At 70.6% G+C, this 22,337-nt stretch carries 22 protein-coding genes; 9 read left to right on the top strand and 13 right to left on the bottom strand.

Going from position 1 to position 22,337, the window contains the following annotated elements; all coding sequences use genetic code 11:
- Window positions 1-2: 2 nt before the first annotated feature.
- Both hutU and hutH read right to left on the bottom strand, forming a co-directional pair.
- Entirely contained in the window at window positions 3-1,667 is a 1,665-nt protein-coding gene (gene hutU / locus AC1DUE_RS07290) for a urocanate hydratase (RefSeq protein ID WP_477038736.1), read from the bottom strand.
- Entirely contained in the window at window positions 1,664-3,205 is a 1,542-nt protein-coding gene (gene hutH / locus AC1DUE_RS07285; RefSeq protein ID WP_477038735.1) for a histidine ammonia-lyase, read from the bottom strand. Before hutH ends, hutU begins: the two co-directional genes overlap by 4 nt.
- Window positions 3,206-3,289: 84 nt before the next feature.
- On the opposite strand from hutH, the gene AC1DUE_RS07280 reads away from it, so the two are divergent.
- From AC1DUE_RS07280 to AC1DUE_RS07260, 5 genes are read left to right on the top strand one after another with little or no spacing between them, the layout of a single operon-like run.
- On the top strand, window positions 3,290-4,024 hold the full coding sequence (locus AC1DUE_RS07280) for an IclR family transcriptional regulator (RefSeq protein ID WP_477038734.1): 735 nt from the start codon (window positions 3,290-3,292) through the stop codon (window positions 4,022-4,024).
- Window positions 4,025-4,065: 41 nt separating this feature from the next.
- On the top strand, window positions 4,066-4,530 hold the full coding sequence (locus AC1DUE_RS07275; RefSeq protein ID WP_477038733.1) for a phage tail protein: 465 nt from the start codon (window positions 4,066-4,068) through the stop codon (window positions 4,528-4,530).
- A gap of 50 nt (window positions 4,531-4,580) precedes the next feature.
- Window positions 4,581-5,270, top strand: coding sequence for a histidine phosphatase family protein (locus tag AC1DUE_RS07270; protein ID WP_477038732.1), 690 nt, complete (start codon window positions 4,581-4,583; stop codon window positions 5,268-5,270).
- A gap of 1 nt (window position 5,271) precedes the next feature.
- Window positions 5,272-5,814 carry a DUF3090 domain-containing protein gene (locus tag AC1DUE_RS07265; RefSeq protein ID WP_477038731.1) on the top strand — a complete coding sequence of 181 codons (543 nt, stop codon included), beginning with the start codon at window positions 5,272-5,274 and terminating at the stop codon, window positions 5,812-5,814.
- Complete coding sequence (locus tag AC1DUE_RS07260; RefSeq protein WP_477038730.1) at window positions 5,811-6,584, top strand: SCO1664 family protein; 774 nt, start codon at window positions 5,811-5,813, stop codon at window positions 6,582-6,584. Before AC1DUE_RS07265 ends, AC1DUE_RS07260 begins: the two co-directional genes overlap by 4 nt.
- Window positions 6,585-6,599: 15 nt before the next feature.
- Here AC1DUE_RS07260 and AC1DUE_RS07255 read toward each other — a convergent pair whose 3' ends face one another.
- From AC1DUE_RS07255 to AC1DUE_RS07245, 3 genes are all read right to left on the bottom strand, one after another.
- Complete coding sequence (locus AC1DUE_RS07255) at window positions 6,600-7,496, bottom strand: SDR family oxidoreductase (protein WP_477038729.1); 897 nt, start codon at window positions 7,494-7,496, stop codon at window positions 6,600-6,602.
- Between the two features lie 66 nt (window positions 7,497-7,562).
- Window positions 7,563-9,572: a vWA domain-containing protein gene (locus AC1DUE_RS07250; protein ID WP_477038728.1), complete on the bottom strand. Its 2,010-nt coding sequence runs from the start codon at window positions 9,570-9,572 to the stop codon at window positions 7,563-7,565.
- On the bottom strand, window positions 9,565-10,950 hold the full coding sequence (locus AC1DUE_RS07245; protein ID WP_477038727.1) for a MoxR family ATPase: 1,386 nt from the start codon (window positions 10,948-10,950) through the stop codon (window positions 9,565-9,567). Before AC1DUE_RS07245 ends, AC1DUE_RS07250 begins: the two co-directional genes overlap by 8 nt.
- Before the next feature lie 124 nt (window positions 10,951-11,074).
- On the opposite strand from AC1DUE_RS07245, the gene AC1DUE_RS07240 reads away from it, so the two are divergent.
- Both AC1DUE_RS07240 and AC1DUE_RS07235 read left to right on the top strand, forming a co-directional pair.
- A complete protein-coding gene (locus AC1DUE_RS07240; RefSeq protein WP_477038726.1) occupies window positions 11,075-11,536 on the top strand; it encodes a hypothetical protein in 462 nt (153 codons plus the stop codon).
- A 282-nt stretch (window positions 11,537-11,818) separates the two neighbouring features.
- Window positions 11,819-14,494 carry a galactose-binding domain-containing protein gene (locus AC1DUE_RS07235; protein ID WP_477038725.1) on the top strand — a complete coding sequence of 892 codons (2,676 nt, stop codon included), beginning with the start codon at window positions 11,819-11,821 and terminating at the stop codon, window positions 14,492-14,494.
- Here the strand turns inward: AC1DUE_RS07235 and AC1DUE_RS07230 are convergent.
- Together AC1DUE_RS07230 and AC1DUE_RS07225 are read right to left on the bottom strand one after the other, a co-directional pair.
- A complete protein-coding gene (locus AC1DUE_RS07230) occupies window positions 14,491-15,189 on the bottom strand; it encodes an SDR family oxidoreductase (RefSeq protein WP_477038724.1) in 699 nt (232 codons plus the stop codon). The two genes, AC1DUE_RS07235 and AC1DUE_RS07230, sit on opposite strands and share 4 nt — an antisense overlap.
- On the bottom strand, window positions 15,186-16,403 hold the full coding sequence (locus tag AC1DUE_RS07225) for an MFS transporter (RefSeq protein ID WP_477038723.1): 1,218 nt from the start codon (window positions 16,401-16,403) through the stop codon (window positions 15,186-15,188). The genes AC1DUE_RS07230 and AC1DUE_RS07225 overlap by 4 nt, the downstream gene beginning before the upstream one ends.
- Window positions 16,404-16,488: 85 nt before the next feature.
- Here AC1DUE_RS07225 and AC1DUE_RS07220 point away from each other — a divergent pair, with 85 nt between their 5' ends.
- Window positions 16,489-16,965, top strand: coding sequence for a winged helix-turn-helix transcriptional regulator (locus AC1DUE_RS07220; protein ID WP_477038722.1), 477 nt, complete (start codon window positions 16,489-16,491; stop codon window positions 16,963-16,965).
- A gap of 77 nt (window positions 16,966-17,042) precedes the next feature.
- On the opposite strand, the gene AC1DUE_RS07215 is transcribed toward AC1DUE_RS07220, so the two are convergent.
- Both AC1DUE_RS07215 and AC1DUE_RS07210 read right to left on the bottom strand, forming a co-directional pair.
- Window positions 17,043-17,450 (bottom strand): VOC family protein, encoded by a 408-nt coding sequence (locus AC1DUE_RS07215; RefSeq protein ID WP_477038721.1) that lies wholly within the window; start codon window positions 17,448-17,450, stop codon window positions 17,043-17,045.
- Between the two features lie 402 nt (window positions 17,451-17,852).
- The gene (locus tag AC1DUE_RS07210) at window positions 17,853-18,329 is read right to left on the bottom strand and encodes a DUF6841 family protein (protein ID WP_477038720.1); all 477 of its coding nucleotides are present in this window, start codon (window positions 18,327-18,329) and stop codon (window positions 17,853-17,855) included.
- Window positions 18,330-18,484: 155 nt separating this feature from the next.
- On the opposite strand from AC1DUE_RS07210, the gene AC1DUE_RS07205 reads away from it, so the two are divergent.
- Window positions 18,485-19,306 (top strand): alpha/beta fold hydrolase, encoded by an 822-nt coding sequence (locus AC1DUE_RS07205; protein WP_477038719.1) that lies wholly within the window; start codon window positions 18,485-18,487, stop codon window positions 19,304-19,306.
- A 24-nt stretch (window positions 19,307-19,330) separates the two neighbouring features.
- Here the strand turns inward: AC1DUE_RS07205 and AC1DUE_RS07200 are convergent, their stop codons facing one another.
- From AC1DUE_RS07200 to AC1DUE_RS07185, 4 genes are all read right to left on the bottom strand, one after another.
- Window positions 19,331-19,846, bottom strand: a complete 516-nt coding sequence (locus AC1DUE_RS07200; protein ID WP_477038718.1) for an MmyB family transcriptional regulator — start codon at window positions 19,844-19,846, stop codon at window positions 19,331-19,333.
- A gap of 30 nt (window positions 19,847-19,876) precedes the next feature.
- Window positions 19,877-20,731, bottom strand: coding sequence for a helix-turn-helix domain-containing protein (locus AC1DUE_RS07195; protein WP_477038717.1), 855 nt, complete (start codon window positions 20,729-20,731; stop codon window positions 19,877-19,879).
- Window positions 20,732-20,815: 84 nt separating this feature from the next.
- A complete protein-coding gene (locus tag AC1DUE_RS07190; RefSeq protein ID WP_477038716.1) occupies window positions 20,816-21,673 on the bottom strand; it encodes an alpha/beta fold hydrolase in 858 nt (285 codons plus the stop codon).
- A gap of 26 nt (window positions 21,674-21,699) precedes the next feature.
- Complete coding sequence (locus AC1DUE_RS07185; protein WP_477038715.1) at window positions 21,700-22,311, bottom strand: TetR/AcrR family transcriptional regulator; 612 nt, start codon at window positions 22,309-22,311, stop codon at window positions 21,700-21,702.
- Window positions 22,312-22,337 lie beyond the last annotated feature (26 nt).

Here is a 22,337-nt window from a genome sequence, read left to right as displayed (position 1 = left end):
CGTCACGCGTCACGCTCCCGCATCGGCACACGCAGGCCGTGGGCCGTCGCGACCTCGTCGGCCCGCGGGTACCCGGCGTCGACGTGCCGCAGCACGCCCATGCCGGGGTCGTTGGACAGCACCCGCGCGAGCTTGCGGGCGGCGAGCTCGGTGCCGTCGGCCACCGAGACCTGACCGGCGTGGATCGAGCGGCCCATGCCGACGCCGCCGCCGTGGTGGATGGACACCCAGGTGGCGCCCGACGAGGCGGCGACGAGGGCGTTGAGCAGCGGCCAGTCGGCGATCGCGTCGGACCCGTCGGCCATGCCCTCGGTCTCGCGGTACGGCGACGCCACGGAGCCGGCGTCGAGGTGGTCGCGGCCGATGACGAGCGGGGCGGTCACCGAACCGTCCGCGACGAGCTCGTTGAACCGCAGCCCCGCCCTGTCGCGCTCGCCGTGCCCCAGCCAGCAGATGCGCGCCGGCAGCCCCTGGAACGCGACGCGCTCCTGGGCCGCGCGGATCCAGCGGTGCAGGTGGTCGTCGTCGGGAAAGAGGTCGAGCACGGCCTGGTCGGTGGTGGCGATGTCCCGCGGGTCGCCCGAGAGCGCCGCCCACCGGAACGGGCCCTTGCCCTCGGCGAACAGCGGCCGGATGTAGGCCGGCACGAAGCCGGGGAAGTCGAAGGCGCGGTCGTAGCCGCCCTGGCGGGCCTCGTCGCGGATCGAGTTGCCGTAGTCGAAGACCTCGGCTCCGGCGTCCTGGAAGCCGACCATCGCCTCGACGTGCCGGGCCATCGACTCGCGCGCGCGGTCGGTGAACTCTTCGGGCTTGGCCGCGGCGTAGTCCGCCCAGTCGGCCACCTCGATCCCGACCGGCAGGTAGGACAGCGGGTCGTGGGCGGACGTCTGGTCGGTCACGACGTCGACGTCGACGCCGCGGCGCAGCAGCTCGGGCAGCACCTCGGCGGAGTTCCCGACGACACCCACGGAGAGCGCCCGCTTCGCCTTCTTGGCGGCCGTGACCTGCGCGATCGCCTCGTCCAGGCCCGTCGCGACGACATCGAGGTAGCGCTCGCGGACCCGCCGGTGCAGGCGCTCGCCGTCGACGTCGACGATGAGGCAGACGCCGCCGTTCAGCGTCACCGCGAGCGGCTGCGCGCCGCCCATCCCGCCGCAGCCGCCGGTCACGGTCAGCGTGCCGGCGAGCGTCCCGCCGAACTTGCTCGCCGCGACCGCCGCCAGGGTCTCGTACGTGCCCTGGAGGATGCCCTGCGTGCCGATGTAGATCCACGAGCCGGCCGTCATCTGCCCGTACATCGTCAGCCCGAGCTGTTCGAGCCGGCGGAACTCGGGCCAGTTCGCCCAGTCGCCGACGAGGTTCGAGTTCGCGATGAGTACGCGCGGCGCCCACTCGTGCGTGGTGAGGACGCCGACCGGCTTGCCGGACTGGACCAGCAGCGTCTCGTCGTCGCCGAGGGTGGTGAGCGTGCGGACGATCGCGTCGTACGCCTCCCAGGACCGCGCCGCCTTGCCCGTCCCGCCGTAGACGACGAGATCGTCGGGGCGCTCGGCCACCTCGGCGTCGAGGTTGTTCATGAGCATGCGCAGCGGTGCCTCGGTCTGCCAGCTGCGGGCGGTGAGCGTGGTGCCGCGAGGTGCGCGGACGGGTCGGGCGCCGGCGGTCATGAGCGAGCTCCTTGCATGGCGGCCTTCTCGACGGCTCCGTCACGGACCGCGGCGGCCGCCGTCTCGAGGTCTGGGGAGAGGTAGGTGTCGGGTCCGGGTCCGGGGATGCCAAGCCCTCGGAGCAGGTCCCTGACCGCGCCGGTGGCCGGTGACGGCGTCAGCGGAGCCCGCAGGTCGATCGCGCGGGCGGCCGTGAGGACCTCGATGCCGATCACGCGGGTCAGGGCGTCGATCGACCGGCGCAGCTTGCGGGCCGCGTGCCAGCCCATCGACACGTGGTCCTCCTGCATGGCCGACGACGGGATCGAGTCGACGCTCGCGGGAACGGCGAGCCGCTTCAGCTCGGAGACGAGGCCGGCCGCGGTGTACTGCGCGATCATCAGACCGGAGTCGACGCCCGGGTCGTGCGCGAGGAACGGCGGCAGGCCGTGGTTGCGGCTGACGTCGAGGAACCGGTCGGTGCGGCGCTCGGACATGCTGGCGACGTCGGCGACGGCGATCGCGAGGAAGTCGAGCACGTACGCGACCGGTGCGCCGTGGAAGTTCCCGTTGGACTCGACGCGGCCGTCGGGCGTGATGACGGGGTTGTCGACGGCGGCGACGAGCTCGCGCTCGGCGACGGCCCGCGCATGCGCGAGGGTGTCGCGGGCGGCGCCGTGGACCTGCGGAGCGCAGCGCAGCGAGTAGGCGTCCTGCACGCGCGTGCAGTCCGGCGTCTTGTGGCTCGCCATGATCCCGGAGCCGTGCAGCACGGCCCGGATGTTCGCGGCCGAGACCGCCTGGCCGGGGTGCGGTCGCAGCCCCTGGAGGTCGTTCGCGAAGACCGCGTCCGTGCCCAGCAGCGACTCGACGGACATCGCGGCAGCGACGTCGGCGCTGGTCAGGAGCATGTCGAGGTCGTGCAGAGCGAGCGCCAGCATGCCGAGCATGCCGTCGGTCCCGTTGATGAGCGCGAGCCCCTCCTTCTCGGTGAGGGTCACCGGCGTGAGCCCGGCCTGCGCGGCCGGCATCGGCGTCCGCGCGGCGTCGCGCACCTCCCCCTCGCCCATGAGTGCGAGCGCGCAGTGCGCGAGCGGGGCCAGGTCGCCCGAGCACCCGAGCGAGCCGTACTCGCGGACCACCGGCGTGACGCCGGCGTCGATCATCGCGGCGTACGCCGTCGCGACCTCGGGCCGCACGCCCGTCCTCCCCGTCGCGAGCGTCGAGAGCCGCAGCAGCATGAGTGCGCGGACCACCTCGCGCTCGACCTCCGGTCCGGTGCTCGCGGCGTGCGAGCGGACCAGGCTGCGCTGGAGGTCGCGTCGCCGCTCCTGCGGGATGGACATGGTGGCCAGCGCGCCGAAGCCCGTCGAGATGCCGTAGTGCGGCTGCGTGTCGGCGGCCAGCCGGTCGACCACCGCGCGGCCGCGCGCGATCGCGTCGAGCGCCTCGTCGGAAAGCCGCACCCCCGCGCCGTGCCGCGCGACCGCGACCACCTGGTCGATGGTGACCGGCCCGGTGCCGACGACGACGATGTCGAGGGCAGTGTCAGTGCTCATGGGTTCATGACACCGCGCGCCGGTGCCCTGCCACAGATCCGGCGAGCGGATAGTGTCTGGTACCCCAGACACTTCGAGGCGATCATGAGCAGCGTCCCCGCAGCCGATGCCACCCTCCGGCTGCTGCAGCACCTGTCGCGCACCGGCCCGCTGCCCGCAGCCTCGCTCGCCGCGGCGCTCGAGCTCCCCCGTTCGACGACCTATCACCTGCTCACGGTCCTCACCGATCACGGGTTCGTCGTCCACCTGCCCGAGGAGCGCCGCTACGGGCTCGGTCTCGCCGCTTTCGAGCTCGGCTCCGCCTACTCGCGCCAGGCGCCGTTGGCCCGCGCAGCCCGACCCGTCCTCGCGCGGCTCGTCGACCAGGTCGGCGAGAGCGCCCACCTGGCCGTGCTGCACGGCCGCGACGTCCTCTACGTGGTCGAGGAGCGCGCCGCCGGCCGCTCGGTCCTGGTCACCGACGTCGGCGTGCGCCTGCCCGCCCACCTCACCGCGAGCGGTCGCGCGATCCTGGCCGACCTCCCGCCCGCCCAGGTCCGCGCACTCTTCCCGAGCCGCGACGCGTTCGTCGACCGCACGGGCGTCGGCCCGCGCCGGCTCTCCGAGCTCCGGACGGTCCTCACCGAGGTCCGGCGAACCGGCTGGGCCTCCGAGGACGGCGACGTGACCCCCGGCTTCGCGTCGGTCGCGGTCGCCGTGCGCGACCACACCGGCCACCCGCTCGCCGGCCTCGCCGTGACGTTCGCCCAGGGCCAGGACCCCGCCGCCTTCGTCCGCGCGATCCGCGGCGCCGCTGTGGAGCTGGCGCGACGCGTCTAGATAGTCTCCGCAGTGTCCGGTCCGCGCCTTGGAGGGTTCTCGTGTCGTACGTCGTCGACTTCACCGATGTGTCCACCGTCGGGCTGGAGTCCTCCCCGGTCGCTCCCGCGCTCGCCGGCCTGCGCGCCAACGAGGCGCGCTACTTCAAGAACAAGTACGACCACGTGTTCACCGTCGAGCCTGCCAGCGACGCCTCCGAGGTGGTCGACTGGGTGCACGGGATCCTCGAGGACGAGCGCGACCTCGTGATCGCGTCCCGCCCCGTCGAGGCGACGTCGTTCGAGGTCGAGGGCATCAAGATCGCCTACGTGTTCTACGAGTCGGGCCTGTCGATCAACGTCATGTACACGCTCGCCGACGACGGGAAGCGCGCGGTCGGCTTTAAGCTGTCCGACGGCATGGACGTCCCCGAGGAGCTCGCGGCGACCTTCAAGTTCGCCCGTCAGAAGTCCAAGCTCGCCGGCACGATCCGCGGCTCGTACTTCGTGATCAAGCACGAGCACTAGGCGGTCAGAGGCAGCAGGTCGATAGCGACTCGGCCACCTAGGCTCCTCGCATGGCCACCGTCATCCTCGTCCGGCACGGTCGGAGCACGGCGAACGTCGCGGGGATCCTGACCGGGCGGGCGTCGGGCGTCGATCTCGATGCGGTCGGTCGCAGCCAGGCCGCGCGCACGGCCGAACGACTCGCCGCAGTGCCGCTGGTCGCCGTGGTCTCGAGCCCGCTGGCGCGCTGCCGGCAGACCGCGCGGATCATCGCGAAGCCTCACGACCTGCCGACCGAGCTCGAGCACGGCATCGTCGAGTGCGACTACGGCGAGTGGCAGGGGCGACCGCTCCAGGAGCTCGCGAAGGAGCCGTTGTGGTCCGTCGTGCAGACGAAGCCGTCGGAGGCGGTGTTTCCCGGCGGTGAGTCGATGGCGGGGATGCAGGAACGGTCGGTGGCGGCGATCCGGCGGCACGATGCGGCACTCGAACAGGAGCACGGCGCCGGCGCGGTGTGGGTAGCCGTGAGCCACGGCGACATCATCAAGTCCGTCCTCGCGGACGCGCTGGGCATGCACCTCGACCTCTTCCAGCGCATCACGGTCAACCCGGGATCGGGCTCGATCATCCGGTACGGGACCACACGCCCGGAGGTCGTGGCGACGAACACCGACTCGGGCGACCTCTCCTGGCTGCGCGCCGCGGCCCCGGTCGGCGACGCGCAGGTCGGTGGCGGAGCGGGCCCGCAGACCACCTCGTAAAATGGACGACGTGCCCCTTGTCCACCAGTTCGACTGGCCCGACCGAGTCGTCGTCGGCACCGTCGGAAGCCCGGGTTCTCGATCCTTCTACCTCCAGGTGCGCGACGGCGCCCGCAGCACGAGCGTCGGGCTGGAGAAGGAGCAGTCGGCCGTGCTCGCCGAGAAGATCGACGAGATCCTGGACGCGCTCATGACCGACGAGGGGAATCGGTTCAGCGTCCCTGCTGACACGCCCGCCGAGCTCGTCGACAACGATCCGCTCGACCAGCCCGTCGAGGAGCAGTTCCGTGCGGGGCTCATGCGCCTGGGCTGGGATCCCTCCACTGCGCAGGTGGTCCTCGAGGCGTTCCCGCTCGACGAGACCAGTGAGGAGGACTCCGAGCCCGAACCCAGCGAGATGCTCCTGGTCCGCATGCCGGTGGGGACGGCGCGGGCGTTCGTCCAGCGCACGCGGCAGGTCGTCCGGTCGGGCCGGCCGCTGTGCCCGCTCTGCGGCCAGCCGATGGACGACGACAGCCACGTGTGCGGCGCGACGCAGCTGTGATCGGCGACGAGGTCGACCTCGCCGCCGGTGAGCTCGAGCTCGTCGGGCGCATTACGGTCGCCTCGAACGCCACGTTCCTCGCGACGATCGGCGGCATCCAGGTCGTCTACAAGCCCGTCGCCGGCGAGAAGCCGCTGTGGGACTTCCCGGACGGGACGCTGGCGAATCGCGAGGTGGCCGCCCACCTGGTCTCGGAGGCGTTCGGGTGGCAGATCGTGCCCCTCACCTTCCTGCGCGACGGTCCGCTCGGGCCGGGCATGGTCCAGCGCTGGCAGGAGCCCGACCCCGCGCAGGACCCCGTCGACGTCGTCGCGAAGAGAGCGGTTCCGGCACAGGGGTGGCGCGCGGTCTTCCAGGGCATCGACGACGAGGACCGGCCGCTGATCCTCATCCACGAGGACTCCCCCGCGCTGCGTCGCATGGCCGTGTTCGACGTGGTCGTCAACAACGCCGACCGCAAGGGCGGCCACATCCTCCCGACGCTCGAGGGTCATCGGTTCGGCGTCGACCACGGCGTCAGCTTCCACGTCGAGCCGAAGCTGCGGACGGTCCTGTGGGGCTGGCGGGGCGAGTCGCTGCAGCCCGACGAAGCGGCCGGTGTCGAACGCGTGCGCGCGGCCCTGGACGGCGATCTCGGTCAACGCCTGTCCGAGCTCCTCACCGACGAGGAGCTGTGGGCCCTGGGCGCCCGCTGCGACCGGCTGCTCCTGGAGAACAGGTTCCCCGGCCCCGAGGGCGACATGCCCGCGTTCCCGTGGCCGTTCTTCTGAGCGCCCCACCGCAGCTCAGGGCACGTTCGCCCCACCGTTGACGTTGATGACCTCCCCCACCACGAAGCTGGACTCCGGCGAGGCGAGGAACACGTAGGCCGGAGCCTGCTCGACCGGCTGGCTGGTCCGGCCGAGCCAGCACGAGTCCCCGAAGCCCTCGAGCTTCTCCGGCGGTTGCCCGTCAGACACCTGCAGCGGCGTCCACACCGGCCCGGGTGCGACGGCGTTCACGCGGACGCCCCGCGGCGCGAGGTCGGCGGCGAGCGCCTTGGTGAACCCGATGATCCCGAACTTCGTCGACGCGTAGTTGATGATCATCGGCGAGGGGTTGTACCCCTGGATCGACGTGCTGTTGATGATGGTCGAGCCAGGCCCGAGGTGCGGCAGGGCGTCCCGGGTGATCCAGAACATCGCGTACAGGTTCGTCTGGATCGTGCGGTCCAGGTCCGCCTCGTCCAGCTGGTCGAACGACTGGTGGTACACCTGGTGAGCCGCGTTGTTGACCAGGATGTCCAGCCCGCCCAGGCCCGCGACCGCGTCGGCCACCAGGGTGCGGCAGAACTCGCGGTCCCGGATGTCGCCGGGAAGCAGGATCGCCTGGCGGCCAGCCGCGCGCACGTGACCGGCGATGGCCTCGGCGTCGACCTGCTCCTCCGGGAGGTAGCTGAGGGCCACGTCGGCCCCCTCGCGTGCGAACGCGATGGCCACGGCTGCGCCGATGCCCGAGTCCCCGCCGGTGATGAGTGCCTTGCGGCCGGGAAGGCGGCCCGTGCCGCGGTAGCTGGTCTCGCCATGGTCGGCCTTCGGGTCCAGCTCGGCGTCGAGGCCGGGAACCGGCTGCCACGAGGCGTGCGGCCGGATGTGCGAGTGGCGCTCGACGGGGTTGTCGAACGTGAGCTGGTCAGGGGACATCGTCATCTCCTTCGCCGCAGCCGGCACGGCGCCGAGTGCTTCGATAACGATATCGGCGCGAGCCGGTCACCACTCCTCGTCGCGACCCCAGCCGCCGAAGGCGCCGTTGCGGCGTGAGCTGAGGTAGGAGCCGATGACCGCGGCGCCCAGGTCGTCGGACTCGGGCGTGACGACGGTGCCGCCGGCTCGCTTCGCGATGGCGTCGACGAAACGTGCGAGGCCGGGGTCGTCGCCGAGCCGGAAGATCGTGGTGCGCGCGCCGAGCCGCGTCGAGGTGTCGAGCTCGCGCACCGCGAGCGCGATCGTCAGCGGGTTCGGCGGGTAGTCGAAGAAGACCTCACCGCTGGACTCCAGGTGGGAGGTCGGCTCGCCGTCGGTGACGATGAGGAGCACGGGCTGGGCGTTGGGGTGCTTGCGGAAGTGCCGGTTGGCGAGCAGGAGCGCGTGGTGCAGGTTCGTGCCCTTCTCCCACTTCTCCTCGAGCCCGACGAGCTCCTCGACCTGCAGGACCTTGGCCGCACGCCCGAAGCCGATCAGCTGCAGGTCGTCGCCGCGGAACCGGCTGGTGACCAGGGTGTGGAGCGCCAGCGCGGTGCGCTTCATCGGCACCCAGCGGCCGTCCATCGCCATCGAGAACGAGGTGTCGACGAGCAACGCGACGCACGCCTGCGTCCGTGCCTCGGTCTCCTGGATCTCGACGTCGTCGATCTGGAGGGTGACGCGACCGTCGTCGGCCGGCCGCCTGGTGAGCGCGTTGGTGATCGTCCGCGTCACGTCCCACGGCTCGGTGTCGCCGAACGCCCACGCGCGGGTCGACCCGGACGGCTCGCCCGCGGCACCCGAGCGACGGACCTCATGGCCTCCGGTGCGCCCCGACATCGTGTCCGCGACGGCGCGCAGCACGGACTTGCCGAGCTGCCGCATCGCCTTCGGCGTCAGCGCGAGCTGCCCGTCGGAGCCTCGTCGGATCGTGCCGTTGTCCCGCAGCGCCTGCTCCAGCCGCTGCAGGGTGCGGGCGTCCACCGCCGCGTCGGACCCGAGCTGGCGGGCCAGCTTGTCGAGGTCGATGTCGTCCAGCTGGGAGCCCTGGTAGGACTGCGCGAGCTGGTCGGCCAGCGCGTCGAGGTCGGCGAGGTCCTGGAAGACGCCGGTCCCGTCGCCGAGCCCGAGCCCGTTCTCGCCGTCCATCCGCTCCGAGCTCCCCCAGTCCTCGCCGGGCCTCAGGGCCCGCAGCGACTGGTCCATCTCGCTCAGGGCGTCCAGGAGCTCCGACGAGCCGAACGCCTGCTGGGCGAGCGCGTCCAGCTCGTCGCGCTGCTCCTGCGTCATGGAGTTGCGCATGCGCTGCGCGGCGGCGGCCCGCTGGGCCAGGGCGTCGAGGAGCTCGTCGAGGTTCTGCGGCTGCTCGGGGAAGTACTCGCCGTGCTTGGCCATGAAGTCGTCGAACTGCTCCTGGGTGTCGGCGCCCTGCTTGCGCGCGTTGAGCAGCCCGTTGAGGTCGGCCAGCATCTCGTTCAGCGCGGCCCGGTCCTCGTCGCTCGCGTTCTCCAGCGCCTGCTTCATGCCGGCGAACCGCTGGTCGAGGATCTCCCGGCCCAGCAGGTCCTTGATCTTCTCGAACTCCTGCCGCGCCTCGGCACTGCGCCAGTCGTACCCGTTGAGCTCGTCGACCGCGGCCGCCGGAGAGGACGGGAGGTTGTCGAGCTGCATCTGCGCCAGGGCACGGTCGCCCTCGTCCATGTCGACGTCGCGCGCCAGCTGCTTGCGCTCGGCCAGGACCGCCCGGTCGAGGAGCTCCTTGACCTCCTGCAGGGTGCCGTCGAGGTTGTTCTTCTGGGTCAGATCCCTGCGCCTCTCGGCGACGCGCCGCGCCAGCTCGTCCAGCCCTGCCTGGTCCCGCCCCCCGCGCCGCAGGAACTCGCGCATCGCCCGCTCGGGCGAGTAGCCGGCCATCACGTCCTCGCCGATCGCGTCCAGCGCCTCGGTGAGGTCGACCGGCGGCGCGAGCGGGTCGGGTCCGTCGACGTACGGGGTGTACCGGGATCGCCTCGAGAGGCGGCGGTTGGCCCTAGCCATAGATCGTCTCGCCGCCCCCAGACTCCTTGCTGATCCGACGAGACAGATACAGCCCCTCGAGCGCGAGCTCGATGGCGGCGGCCCGCTCGCCGTCGTTCGTCGCTCCGAGCCGCGCGCAGATCTCGTCGTAGAGCTCGGACTCCCCGATCGCGGGCAGGCCCGTCAGCACGTCGCGTGCGGTGACCTGCTCCCCCGTCGTGATGATCGCGCCGCCCGCGATGGCCTCCACAAGCACGCCGAAGTCGATGCCTCGCAGGTGCGCGCGAACGGTCTCCGCCGTCGCCGTCCGCAGCAGGTGGTCGAGGATCTCGTCCTCGCGCCCCTCCTCGCCGGACTCGAACTCGATCTTGCCCGCGAGCACGTCGACCGCGGTCTCGAGGTCGACCGGCCGCGCGACCGCCTGCTCCTCGCCCTGCCGCGCCGCCCGGTGCAACGCCGAGGCAGCAACGGTCTCCGCGCCCGCGATCGCGAACCGCGCGCTCACGCCGCTGCGCTGGTCGACCGCGCTCGACTCCCGCAGTGCCCGCGTGAACCGGGCCAGGATCTCGATGATGTGGTCGGGCACCTCGGCCTGGAGGGTCGCCTCCTGCCGGATGACCGCGATCTCGTCGTCAAGCTCGGCCGGGTAGTGCGTCCGGATCTCCGCCCCGAACCGGTCCTTGAGCGGCGTGATGATCCGCCCACGGTTCGTGTAGTCCTCGGGGTTCGCGGTGGCCACGACGAGCACGTCGAGCGGCAGCCGCAGCACGTAGCCGCGGATCTGGATGTCCCGCTCCTCCATCACGTTGAGCATCGCGACCTGGATGCGCTCGGCGAGGTCGGGCAGCTCGTTGATGGCGACGATCCCCCGATGCCCCCGCGGCACGAGCCCGAAGTGGATCGTCTCGGGGTCCCCGAGAGCCCGCCCCTCGGCGACCTTCATCGGGTCCACGTCGCCGATGAGGTCCGCGACGCTCGTGTCCGGCGTCGCGAGCTTCTCGACGTACCGCTCGTCCCGGTGCCGCCACACGATCGGAAGGTCGTCGCCTTCGTGGGCCGCCCGCCTTTGGCTGGCGGCCGTGATCGGCTCGTACGGGTGCTCCCCGAGCTCCGAACCCTCGATCACCGGCGACCACTCGTCGAGCAGCCCGACCAGGGTGCGCAGGATCCGCGTCTTGCCCTGCCCGCGCTCGCCGAGCAGCACGATGTCGTGCCCGGCGATCAGCGCCCGCTCGAGCTGCGGGACGACCGTCTCGTCGAACCCGTGGATGCCGGGCCAGGGGTCTCGCCCGTCTTTCAGGGCCGCGAGGAGGTTGGTGCGGATCTCGACCCGCACCGACGTGTGGACGTGGCCGGAGGCGCGGAGCTCGCCGACCGTTGCTGCAGCTGGGCGTGTCATCGAGTCGAGCGTACGTCCGGGTTCGCCGGACGCACCCGGCGTTCTCCGGCGGCGAACAGTTGCCGACCCTCGGTCGCCGGGGCATGGTCGGGTCAGAGCAGGTCCGGACCATGGCGGGAGCGAGATGGCGAAGAAGAAGCAGGCCGTCGCCCTGGCGGTCGCGTGGCCCCTGGCCAAGAAGGCGGCAACCCAGCTCAGCGTGTTCGTCGCGAACAACCCCGACATCCAGAAGCGTCTCGAGGGCTGGGGGGCGAAGGTCGCCGACGTCCGACGCGCGCGCACGCCGGAGGCCAAGATCACGCGGGCCATGACCGCGGTCCGCGAGCAGGCCGACGTCGTCCTGGGTGCGGGGACGAGCACCGCCGAGTCCGCCGAGTTCGCCCAGGCCGTGGGCTGGAAGCAGCGCGCCGACCAGGTCGACCAGGCGCTCCAGATCCTGCAGCACCAGCCTCGTGCGGTGCGGAAGTCGCAGCTCCCCCGCATCGCGGCGAGGGCGGACGCGCTCGTAGCCGAGGTGCTGACGTCGCTCATCGACGATGGCGCGGCCGAGGAGCCGGCGGGCCAGGTCGAAGGCGCGCAGCTGTAGCTGGTCGTCTCTCGCCAGACGTGCGCAGTCGGCGACGACTGGCTCCTCGTGGACAGGGAAGGACCGTCTCGCCTCTGGCGCGGGCGGGTGAAAACACTTACTGTCCTGTTAGTAAGTCAACCAGGACGAGGCAGCGGAGCCTCTCGCCTGATGCATGGAACCGGACTCACAAGGTCGTGATCGTCCCTCGCGCGCAGGTTGACCCCTGCCCGCGTTCCCCTCCCCGTCGCTAGCGCGACGGTGCATCCGCCTGCCTTCTGCGAGCTCCCAAGGAGCATCACCATGACCCGATCTGCTGGACCCGCCACTCTCATAGCGGCCAAGCCGCTGACACGACGTCTCCTCATCGTCTTCTTGACCGCGGTGGCGATGCTCCTGTCGTACGCGACCGTCTCGCCGCTCGTCTCGACAGCGCACGCCGCGGGCCCACTGATCTCGCAGGGGAAGCCCGTGACGGCGTCCTCGGTCGAGAACGGAGGAACCGCCGCGGGGAACGCGGTCGACGGCAACGCGGGCACCCGCTGGTCGAGCGCCGCCTCCGATCCGCAGTGGATCCAGATCGACCTGGGCGCGACGGTCGCCATCGACCAGGTGGTCCTCAACTGGGAGGCCGCGTACGCACGCGCCTACCAGATCCAGGTCTCCACCTCGGCGACCGGACCGTGGACGACCGTCTACTCGACGACGACGGGTGACGGCGGCGTCGACACGCTCACCCTGGCCGGCTCGGGCCGCTACGTCCGCATGAACGGCACGCAGCGCGCGACGGGATACGGCTACTCGCTGTGGGAGTTCCAGGTCTTCGGCGCCGGCGACCCGCCGCCCACCACCTGCAACACCTCGGTGAACGCAGCGCTGAACAAGCCCTCGTCCGCGTCGTCGACGGAGAACGGTGGCAACCCCGCCTCCAGCGCCTTCGACGCCAGCACCACCACCCGCTGGTCCAGTGCGGCTTCCGACCCGCAGTGGGTCCAGGTCGACCTCGGCAGCACGCAGAGCATCTGCCGCGTGGTGCTCAGCTGGGAGGCGGCGTACGGCCGCTCCTACCAGGTCCAGTCGAGCGACTCGCCCACAGGACCGTGGACGAACCTCTTCACGACGACGACCGGTGACGGCGGCATCGACACCCTGACCGTCAACGGCAGCGGGCGGTACGTCCGCATGACCGGCACCGTCCGGGCCACGGGCTACGGCTACTCGCTGTGGGACTTCACGGTCAACGTCGGCGGCACCCCGCCTCCCACCACCTGCGCCGCCCAGCCGACGGTCCCCGACTTCGGCTCGAACGTCCGCATCTTCGAGGACAGCACGCCGGACGCCACGATCCAGACGTCGCTGAACGAGGTGTTCGAGGCCCAGAAGGACACGCAGACCGACCAGTTCCACGACCGGCGTGACGCGCTCCTGTTCAAGCCCGGCTCCTACAACGTGTACGCGAACATCGGCTTCAACACCTCGATCCAGGGGCTCGCGCAGAACCCCGACGGCGTGACCATCAACGGTGCCGTCACGGTCGACGCGTTCAACGCGAGCGACGCCGGCAACGCGACGCAGAACTTCTGGCGCAGCGCCGAGAACATGACGATCAACACGAACGGTGGGCGCAACCGCTGGGGCGTGTCCCAGGCCGCACCCTTCCGCCGGATGAACGTCAACGGTGGTCTCGACCTGTTCCCGGCGTCGTACGGCTGGTCCTCGGGTGGCTACATCTCCGACACCCGCGTCACAGGCTCCGTCGAGTCGGCGTCGCAGCAGCAGTGGTACAGCAAGGACAGCACGTTCGGCAGCTGGAGCGGTTCCAACTGGAACATGGTCTTCTCCGGGGTGAACGGCGCACCGGCGACGAACTTCTCCACCGCGCCGAGCGGCGTGCACCACACGAACGTCGGCGCCACACCGGCCTCGCGTGACGTCCCGTACATCTACTTCGCCAACAACGAGTACCGCCTGTTCCTGCCGAGCCTGCGCACGAACGCGACCGGTCCCAGCTGGGCCGTCGGCGCGCCGACCCCCGGCACGTCCGTCAGCTTCAGCCAGGTGTTCGTGGCACGTCCGTCGGACAGCGCCGCAACGATCAACCAGCGCATCGCCGGTGGCTGCCACGTCGTGTTCACGCCGGGCATCTACAACCTCGACGCCCCGATCGTCGTGAACCGGGCCGACACGGTCCTGCTGGGCATGGGCTACGCCACGCTGGTCCCCCAGGGCGGTGTCACGGCCATCTCGGTCGGCGATGTCGACGGCGTCCGCGTCAAGGGCCTGTTCATCGACGCCGGCACCACCAACAGCAACTCCCTGATGACGGTCGGCACCACCGCGGGCGTCGGCACCAACCGTGCCGCCAACCCCGTCACCGTGCAGGACGTCTTCTTCCGCATCGGCGGCCGCGTGGCCGGAAAGGCGACCAATTCCCTGGTCGTCAACAGCAGCAACACGATCGTCGACCACACCTGGATGTGGCGAGGCGACCACGGCAACGCGGGCACCATCGGCTGGACGATCAACACGGCCGACACCGGGCTCGTCGTCAACGGCAACAACGTCCTGGCGATCGGCCTGTTCGTCGAGCACTACCAGAAGAGCGAGGTCATCTGGAACGGCCAGGGCGGACGGGTCATCTTCTTCCAGAACGAGAAGCCCTACGACCCCCCGAACCAGGCCGCGTGGATGAACGGCTCGACCCAGGGCTACCCGTCGATCAAGGTCGCGAACACCGTGACCTCGTTCCTGGGCCAGGGCCTCGGCAGCTACGTGTTCTTCCAGGCGGACCCGTCGGTCAACCTGTTCAACACCTTCGAGGCGCCCGTGAACGCGAACGTGCGCTTCCAGAACATGGCCATCGTGTCCCTCGGAGGCGTCGGCAGCATGTCCCACGTCATCAACGGGACCGGCCCGGGGCGCCCCCCCCGCCCCCCCCGGCGTGTCTTCTCGTCACCACGCGTGGTCAGGCGACGCTAGGCGAGGCTGGGGTAGAGCGCCTCCAGCGGCGCGGACAGGGCCCCGCGGACCTGCCGGGACGTCTCGTCGGCCAGAACCTCGTGGGCTCCCGACTCCAGGCCGTCGTAGATGGCCGCGACGACGTCGGCAGGGTCGCCCTTGGGCGCGGTGACGTTCACGGTCATCGGGGTGTCCGTGTACCCGAGGTGGGCGCCGACCACCTGCGTGCCTTGTCCCTGCAGCTCGAGGCGCAGGCTGTTGGTGAGTGACCAGAAGGCGGCCTTCGACGCCGAGTAGGTCCCACCGACGGCCAGCCAGCTGAGCGCCGAGTGCACGTCGACGATGGCTCCGCCCCCGTTCGCGGCGAGCGCCGGGGCGAGAGCCTGCACGAGTGCGACCTGCCCGAAGACGTTCGTCTCGAACAGCGCCCGCAGGTCCTGCAGGCTCGACGTCAGGACGGCGCCGGGACCCGTGATTCCCGCATTGTTGATCAGCACGGTGGTGTCGCTAGCGACCGCCGCGGCGGCCGCGATCGAGTCCGCGTCGGTGATGTCGAGGGTCAGCGGGACGACTCGGGGATCGGTCCAGGTCTGCGGGCTGCGGGCACTGGCGTAGACCTTCGCGGCCCCCCGGGCGAGGGCCTGGTCGACGAACTCGCGGCCGAGGCCGCCGTTCGCGCCGGTGACGAGGACGACGGCGTTGTGCAGGGTGGTCATGGGGTGTTCCCTTCGAGAACCGGGTGGTGCGTGGTGACAGCGCCGGCGACCGCGGACGGGTGCCGGACGAGTAGCGCGGCGGCGTACCCGATCGCGAGGACGACGGGGACGCCGACCACGAGTGCGGACTCCAGGTCGGCACGCCGGGTCAGCTCGCCGAGGCCCAGGGCGGTGCCGGCCTGCAGCACGTAGCCGACGACGTAGGCCGCGGACAGGACCATGGCGCGGTGGTCGGGCGCCGCGCTCTGGTTGACCGCGCCGAGGCCGCCGGAGAACAGCAGGGCGTAGCCGGCGCCGCCGACCACGGACGACAGCACGAACAGCGCAATCGACTGTTGCGACCCGGCGGCGATCAACGCACCGAGGCCCACGGTCGCCAGGATCGGCCCTGCGAGGAGCGCCGTCCGTGCCGGAAGGCGGCGCGCGGCGATGGCGACGGCCCCGATGGCGATCGCTGACAGTGCGATCAGCGCGCCGTCGACGAGGGTGTTGCCCGAGTGCAGCAGGTCGCGGGCGATCTGGGCGCCGAGCGCCAGGTAGATCGCGCCCATGGAGTAGGCGGCGGCGATGCCGAGCGCGCCGGCCGTGAACCGCGTGCGAGCAGCGGCGGGGATCATCGGCCGCCGGGGCCTCCACGGTGGCTGGTCAGGGTCGCGCTGGTGGCGTGGCAGGAACCAGGACAGCGCGAACGCTGCCGCCGTCGCCACGGCGAGCACCCAGAAGGTGAGGTGGAGGGCATCGGGTGCGTACTGGACGAGCGCGCCGCCGACCAGGGTGGCGACGACGAGTCCGCCGGCGGTCGCCGCCGTGGTCGCCGAACCTGCGCGCTCCGGGCGCAGGGCGTTCTCGACCATCGCGGCGGTGGCCGGGCTGAACGCGAAGCCGACGCCGATGCCCATCAGGGCGCGCCCGACGAACGCCCCGCTGACGTCCTGGGCGAGCCCGAACGCGACCGAACCGGCCACGAGTGCTGCCAGGCCGACCAGGATCGTGGCGCGGCGCCCGATCGAGTCGGACAGGTTCCCGAAGATCACGAGCGTCGGGACGAGGGCCAACGGATAGACGGCGAACAGGGCCGAGGTCGTCGCCGTCGACAGTCCCCACGCGTCGGCGTACTGCGGGTAGACCATCGTCGGTGCGGCGCTGGCCCACAGGGCGATGCCGGCGACGGTGGCCGCTGCGGCGAACGACCCGCGGCGGGCGAGCTGGGGCACGGCGGCCACCTTCCGAAGCTGTGTAGGAGACGCCAAGTTAGCACGCTCACTTGGAGTTTCCAACTCAGGACGGTACGCTAGCTTCGTGATTGCACCTCCGACGTCTCGATGCTCGATCGCCAACAGCCTCGACGTGCTCGGACAGAAGTGGTCGCTGCTGATCGTCCGTGAGGCGATGTGGGGCCGCACCCGCTTCTCGCAGTTCCGCGAGCAGCTCGGAGTCGCACCCGACGTGCTGACCGACCGGCTCGCGCGCCTGGTCGAGGCCGGCGTCCTGACGCGCAGCACCTACCGCGACGACGGTGCGCGCGAACGGGAGGAGTACCTGCTCACCCCCGCCGGTCACGCGCTGCGCCCCGTCCTGGCCGCGTTCGTCCAGTGGGGCGACGAGTACCGGCCGACGGAGTTCGGCCCCGCGGCGACGTACGTGGACGACGCGACGGGCGAGCCGGTCCGGCTCGCCTTCGTGACCGCGTCGGATCGGGTCGTCCCGGCCGATGACGTCGCGACCCTGCCGGGCCCAGGCGCCGTACCGGACGGTGCTCGCTCGTCCTTGCGATAGCGCGGGCGGCATCGTGCTGGCCATCCACACGTCGTCCGTCGCCGACGGCGTCGATCCTGCCGGCGGACGATCGGGCGTCAGTCGACGGCAGGGTGCGGCGAGAGCGGCGAGCGATCGCCGACGAGCCACAGGTGCCCGAACGGGTCGATGAAGCCCCCTTGTCGATGCACGCCCCAGGGGGTGTCGTAGTCCTGGATCTCCCTGCCGTTGCCGTCCGCCCCCGCGGCGACGGCCCGCGCGACGACGGCGTCCGGGTCGTCGACGAACAGCTCGACTCGCACGGTCCTGGTGCCCGCGGCATGCGGGGTCTGCCAGCCGTTCGACGCCGGCTCGCCCAGGAAGAACGCAGCGCCGGCGAGGCTGAGCCCGACCACGCTCCCGAGGTTCCACAGCTCCGTCGCGCCCAGCGCCTCGGCATACCAGCGGGCGGCCGCGCCCGCGTCAGGGACGGCCAGCATCACCGAGACGACCGGGACGTCGGGCATGTCCCCCACCGTGGCACCCGCTCGAAGGCGGGGCAAGGCTCGACCGTTCCTCGGCCGGCAATCGTGCAAGTGGCGGGATTCGAAGACGATTCGGTGTCTGTTAGCACCTGCACCTTCGCTCGATCCGGACCGACGGCTCCCAAGCAATCTGGGCCCTCTCGTTGACGTAGACACCGGACGCGCTCGCTCGACCCAAGGCCTCCGGACGTTCCTACTCGAGACCGGCGGCTTCACACGGCAACTACACCCTCCACTGCGATGAGCCGCCTTGCGCCAATGCCCCATGTGACGTTGATCCGTGGAGCCAGAGCGGGGCTTCCATGTCCTCAGTTGACCTAGCGGCCCTCACGGCCTGACCGAGGCCGCCTGACGATCGGGCGTAGCGCGGAGCGTCATTCCCCGTCAACCGCGCACGACCGGCCAGACCTTGTCGAGGGTGTCCGCATCCGTGCCGTGGGTCTCGAATGCGACGACGCGGATGCCGTCGAGTCGGCGCGCCACCACGAAGTGGACGGCGACACGCTCGATCTCGGAACCGTCGCCACGTCGACGAGACCAGAGCGAGTCGATCGCCGCGCCGTCCCGGTTGAAGACGACCGTCCGGCGGTCGAGCACGACGCTGTCGCTGTAGCCGTCGGCATGAAGCCGATCGGTCATAGCTGCGAAGGCGCGCACGACATCCTGCTCGGTCTCCGCCAGCGTCGCCGGGCCCAGATCGTTCCCGACCCACAGCGGCGAGCCCCAGTACTCGGAGATGAATCGGGGGTCGCCCCCGCCGCCGACTCCGTGAATGAACGCGGGCATGTATCGGTCCTCGAACCACGAGCTGAGCTCGGTGTACGCCTCATCCAGCTCCGGGCTTCTTCGTGCGTCGGTCATGATCCGTCCCCTTCGGTCGTCCTCCCATTCCAGTCGGTCTCGTGCGGTCGAGGGTGTCCCCCGAAGGACCTTCTTCGGCGCGGACTGCGGTGCTTACGGTCACGCGGGGCCGCCGTTCGGTCGCCTCGCATCGCACACGACGAAAGGGAAGTCCGATGTCCTTCTTCACGACATCAGACGGTGTGGAGCTCTACTACACCGAGCACGGCACGGGGACACCGATCCTGCTGAGCCACGGTTGGCCCCTCAACTCGGACGCCTGGCAGCTCGAGCGCAAGCTGTTCGCCGACGCCGGATACCGCGTCATCGCGCACGACCGGCGAGGTCACGGGCGCTCGACGCCCACGTACTCCGGCAACGACATCGAGACCTACGCGAAGGATCTCGCGGAGCTCGTGGAGGCGCTGGACCTGCACGACCTGACCGTGGTCGGGCACTCGACCGGCGGCGGCGAGGTGATCAAGTACGCCGCGAAGTACGGGCAGGGCCGCGTGGTCAAGGTCGTCACCGCAGGCGGGATCCCACCGCTCATGCTGCAGACCGAGGCCAACCCCGAGGGGGCTCCGATCGAGGTGTTTGACGGCATCCGCCAGGGAACGGCGAGCGATCGAGCGCAGTACTTCTGGGAGCTCTCCGCCGCCTTCTACGGGACGAATCGTGAGGGCTCCGACATCTCGGAGGGGGTCCGTCGCGACTTCGTGCGGCAGGGGCTGGCGGGTGACCTCGCTGCCATGTACGACTGCATCAAGGCCTTCTCGGAGACCGATCAAACCGAGGACCTCGTCGCGCTGGACGTGCCCGTACTCCTCCTGCACGGTGATGACGATCAGATCGTCCCCGTGCAGGCGGCCTCGCAGAAGGCGATCGGCCTGCTGAAGCACGGCTCCCTCAAGCTGTACCCCGGTCGGCCGCACGGCATCGCCGGCAGCTTCCAGACGGAGCTCGATCAGGACATCCTCGACTTCGTCCGTAGCTAGCCGGGCCTGCGCCCGCCCGCCGGATCAGCGGGTCCCGTCGAGGAGGCGGAGACGATCCGCCGCCTCCTCGTCCGACGGGCGGGCCAGCACCAGCGTCGCTCCGGCGGTCCCCTCGACCGGAAGCCGCACGTACTCGACGCGCAACAAGCCGGCGACCTCGTGCTGCAGCGCGAGCACGCCGACTCGACGGGGCTGCTGGTCGCCGTCCCACGCGCGGGCGAAGCCCCGGCTCGTCGCGACGAGCTCACCGATCAGAGCCACGTACCGGTCGTCCTCCCGGAACCGGGCCAGCCCTTCGCGCATCAGCCCGGCGAGGTCGACGTGTGACCCGATCGATCCGGCGCCGCGATCATTGGCGACCACGCCGATGCGGACGACATTCGCGCCGGTCGTCAGGCCGGGTTCGATCGCCCGGGCCATGGGACTGGCCGCAAGGACGTCAAGATGACGGTCGAGCAGCACGGCCGGCAGGCCGGACATGTTTTCGACGAACCGACGGATCGAACCGAGCGCCCCGTCTACTTCGTCCGGGCCGGTCATCGCGCCCGCCGGCGCGCCGACACGACCCGATCAAGCACTTGCCGACGTGACGTGGTCGAAGTGTGGGGCGATCGAGGAGATCGCGGCCTGTGCCGCCTCGTCAGCGGGGTGGAAAGCGATGACCGAGCAGCCGTCGATGGAGGGAACGTCGAGCAGCTGGAAACGGAAGGTGAATCGGCCCAGCCCCTCGAGCGTCGAGCGAATGAGACCCTCGGCAAACGGCCGGCTGTCATGGCTGGCCCAGAGGCGCCGAAAGACGGGCTCACGGATGGACAGCCGGCCGACGATCTCCTGCAAGCGGACGTCGTCGGGATCGCAACGGAACCGCAGGTCGGCAACCACCCGCTCGGCCATCTCGAGCCAGCCATCGGCTGTGTGGTCCTGCCGTTCGAACAGCCCGAGCAACAGGTTCGATCTCGGCGAGAGCAGCCCGTCGTCCAGTACCTGCGCAATGTCGTTCGCGGCCACGATGTCGAGATTGGAGTCGACCACGGCGACTGGGGTGAGCTGCCAAAAGTCCATGAGCGGCCCCACAGCGCCATCGATGTCCGTCCTGCGGATCGGTGCGGCACCCCGATTCTGCAGTTGAACGAGGCGCCGCATGTGCCGCAGGCCGAAGTCGCCCACCTGGAGTGCTCGGGCCAGTGCGCCGATGACCTGGTCGGACGGCTGGCGATCCCGTCCCTGCTCGAGCCGCAGGTAGTAGTCCGTGCTCACCCCCGCCAGGTCGGCGACCTCCTGGCGACGGAGACCGCCGACGCGGCGAGCGCCGTACCGGAACAGTCCGACGTCCTCAGGCTGGAGCACGCCGCGGCGTGCTCGCAGGTAGTCGCCGAGCAGCGATCTCGTCCGCGTTGGACCGCGGGCGCCCTGCATGGTGGTCATCTCACCCTCCGATCTGCGTCGCCGCTGAGGGCTGACACGCAGCACGGTGCGTGCGGGCGGTAACTCCGCACGGACCGCAGCTCGTCAGTCGGTCAGGAACGCGATCGTCTCTGCGGCGGCCTCGTCGGCGTACTGGAAGATCGATCCGTGTGAGGCGTTCGAGAAGATCCGGATGCGCGCGTTCGGGATCAGGCCGGCCATCGTGTGGCTCGCCTTGGTGGGGATCATGATGTCGTCGTCGCCCTGCAGGATGAGGGTCGGCTGTGTGATGCTGCGGAGGCGCTGGACGGCAGCCCAGTCCTGCACGCCCCAGTCGAGCACCGCGGTGTACTGGGCGTTCTTCGCCTCGAGTGACGGCTGCTCGTCGCGGCCGCCCTGCCAGCCGTAGATCCGACCGAGCGAGGCCTGGCCGGCTGCCTGGCTCGTCTCGGTCGGCGCGTAGAAGACGTAGAGCACACCTGCCGGGCCGGTCTCGTCGACCACGACGGCATTGACGACGTCCTCGGACCAGCGCTCCATGCCGGGCGCTCCCTTGGGTCCTGTGCCGGCGAGGATCAGCCGGTGCACGAGTGCCGGGCGGGACAGCGCGACCTCCTGCGCGACGAAGCCGCCGAGGGAGTATCCGAACAGGTCGATGCCGGTCAGGCCGAGAGCATCGATGAACGCGACCGCGTCCTCCGCCATCGCGCTGACTGTGTTTGGCGTCGTGCCATCGGTGCCGCCGATGCCAACGTTGTCGAACAGGATCACGTCGCGTTCCGCGGCGATGGCGTCGATCAGCCGCGGGTCCCAGTTGTCGATGTTCCCGCGGAAGTGCTGCAGGAACACGACCGGTGTGCCGGTGGTGGTACCCAGGCGCTTGTAGGCGTAGGTGACGCTGTTCGAGGCTGCGATGTGCTGCAGCGGGGTCGTGACGATGCTCGTGGTCGTGCCGGTGGTCATGGTGGCTGCCTTCGGTGGTTGGGGACTCAGCTCGGGTTCGGCGCCAGGACGGTGTCGAAAGTGATGGAAAGGAAGGCGTCGACGGCCTCGCGTGACCCCACCGCCTTCGCGTGCGTGGTGGCACCCTCCAGCGAGGTGACGAGCCACGTCCCGATCTGCGTCGGGTCGTAGGAGGAGCGGATCTCGCCGGTCTCCTGCCCCTGGCGGACGACGTCGGCGAGCGCGGCGGACCACTCGGTCAGGACCGCCTGCACCTCGAGCCGGAGCCGCGGGTACTCTCCGTCGCTCAGCTCGCCGGCAAAGTTGGCCAGCATGCACCCGTGCGAGGTGCCGGTCGACGCGGTGCGGGCGATCTGGCGCTCGAGGTGCTCGTGCAGGCGCTCGATCGCGCTGCCGTCGCGCTCCAGCATCGACATGTCGGTCGCCGCGGCGTACCGCCGCAGCACCTCGATCGCGAGGCCTTCCTTGCCGTCGAAGTGGTTGTACACCGAGCCGACCGGTACCGCCGCGTCCGACGCAATCTGGCCGACGCTCGCGCCGCGCACACCATGCCGCCGGAAGGTTCCGACGGCGGAATCCAGCAGCGTCTCTTTCATACTGACCCGTGGCATTTGAGTAATATAAGCGTTCATATTCATCAAGGCAAGACTCTCTCCGTCGTCGA

The sequence above is a fragment of the Cellulomonas sp. P4_A2 genome, from assembly GCF_056402515.1.
The sequence above is the reverse complement of the archived record's forward strand: the minus strand, read 5'-3'. Positions and strand labels throughout refer to the sequence as shown.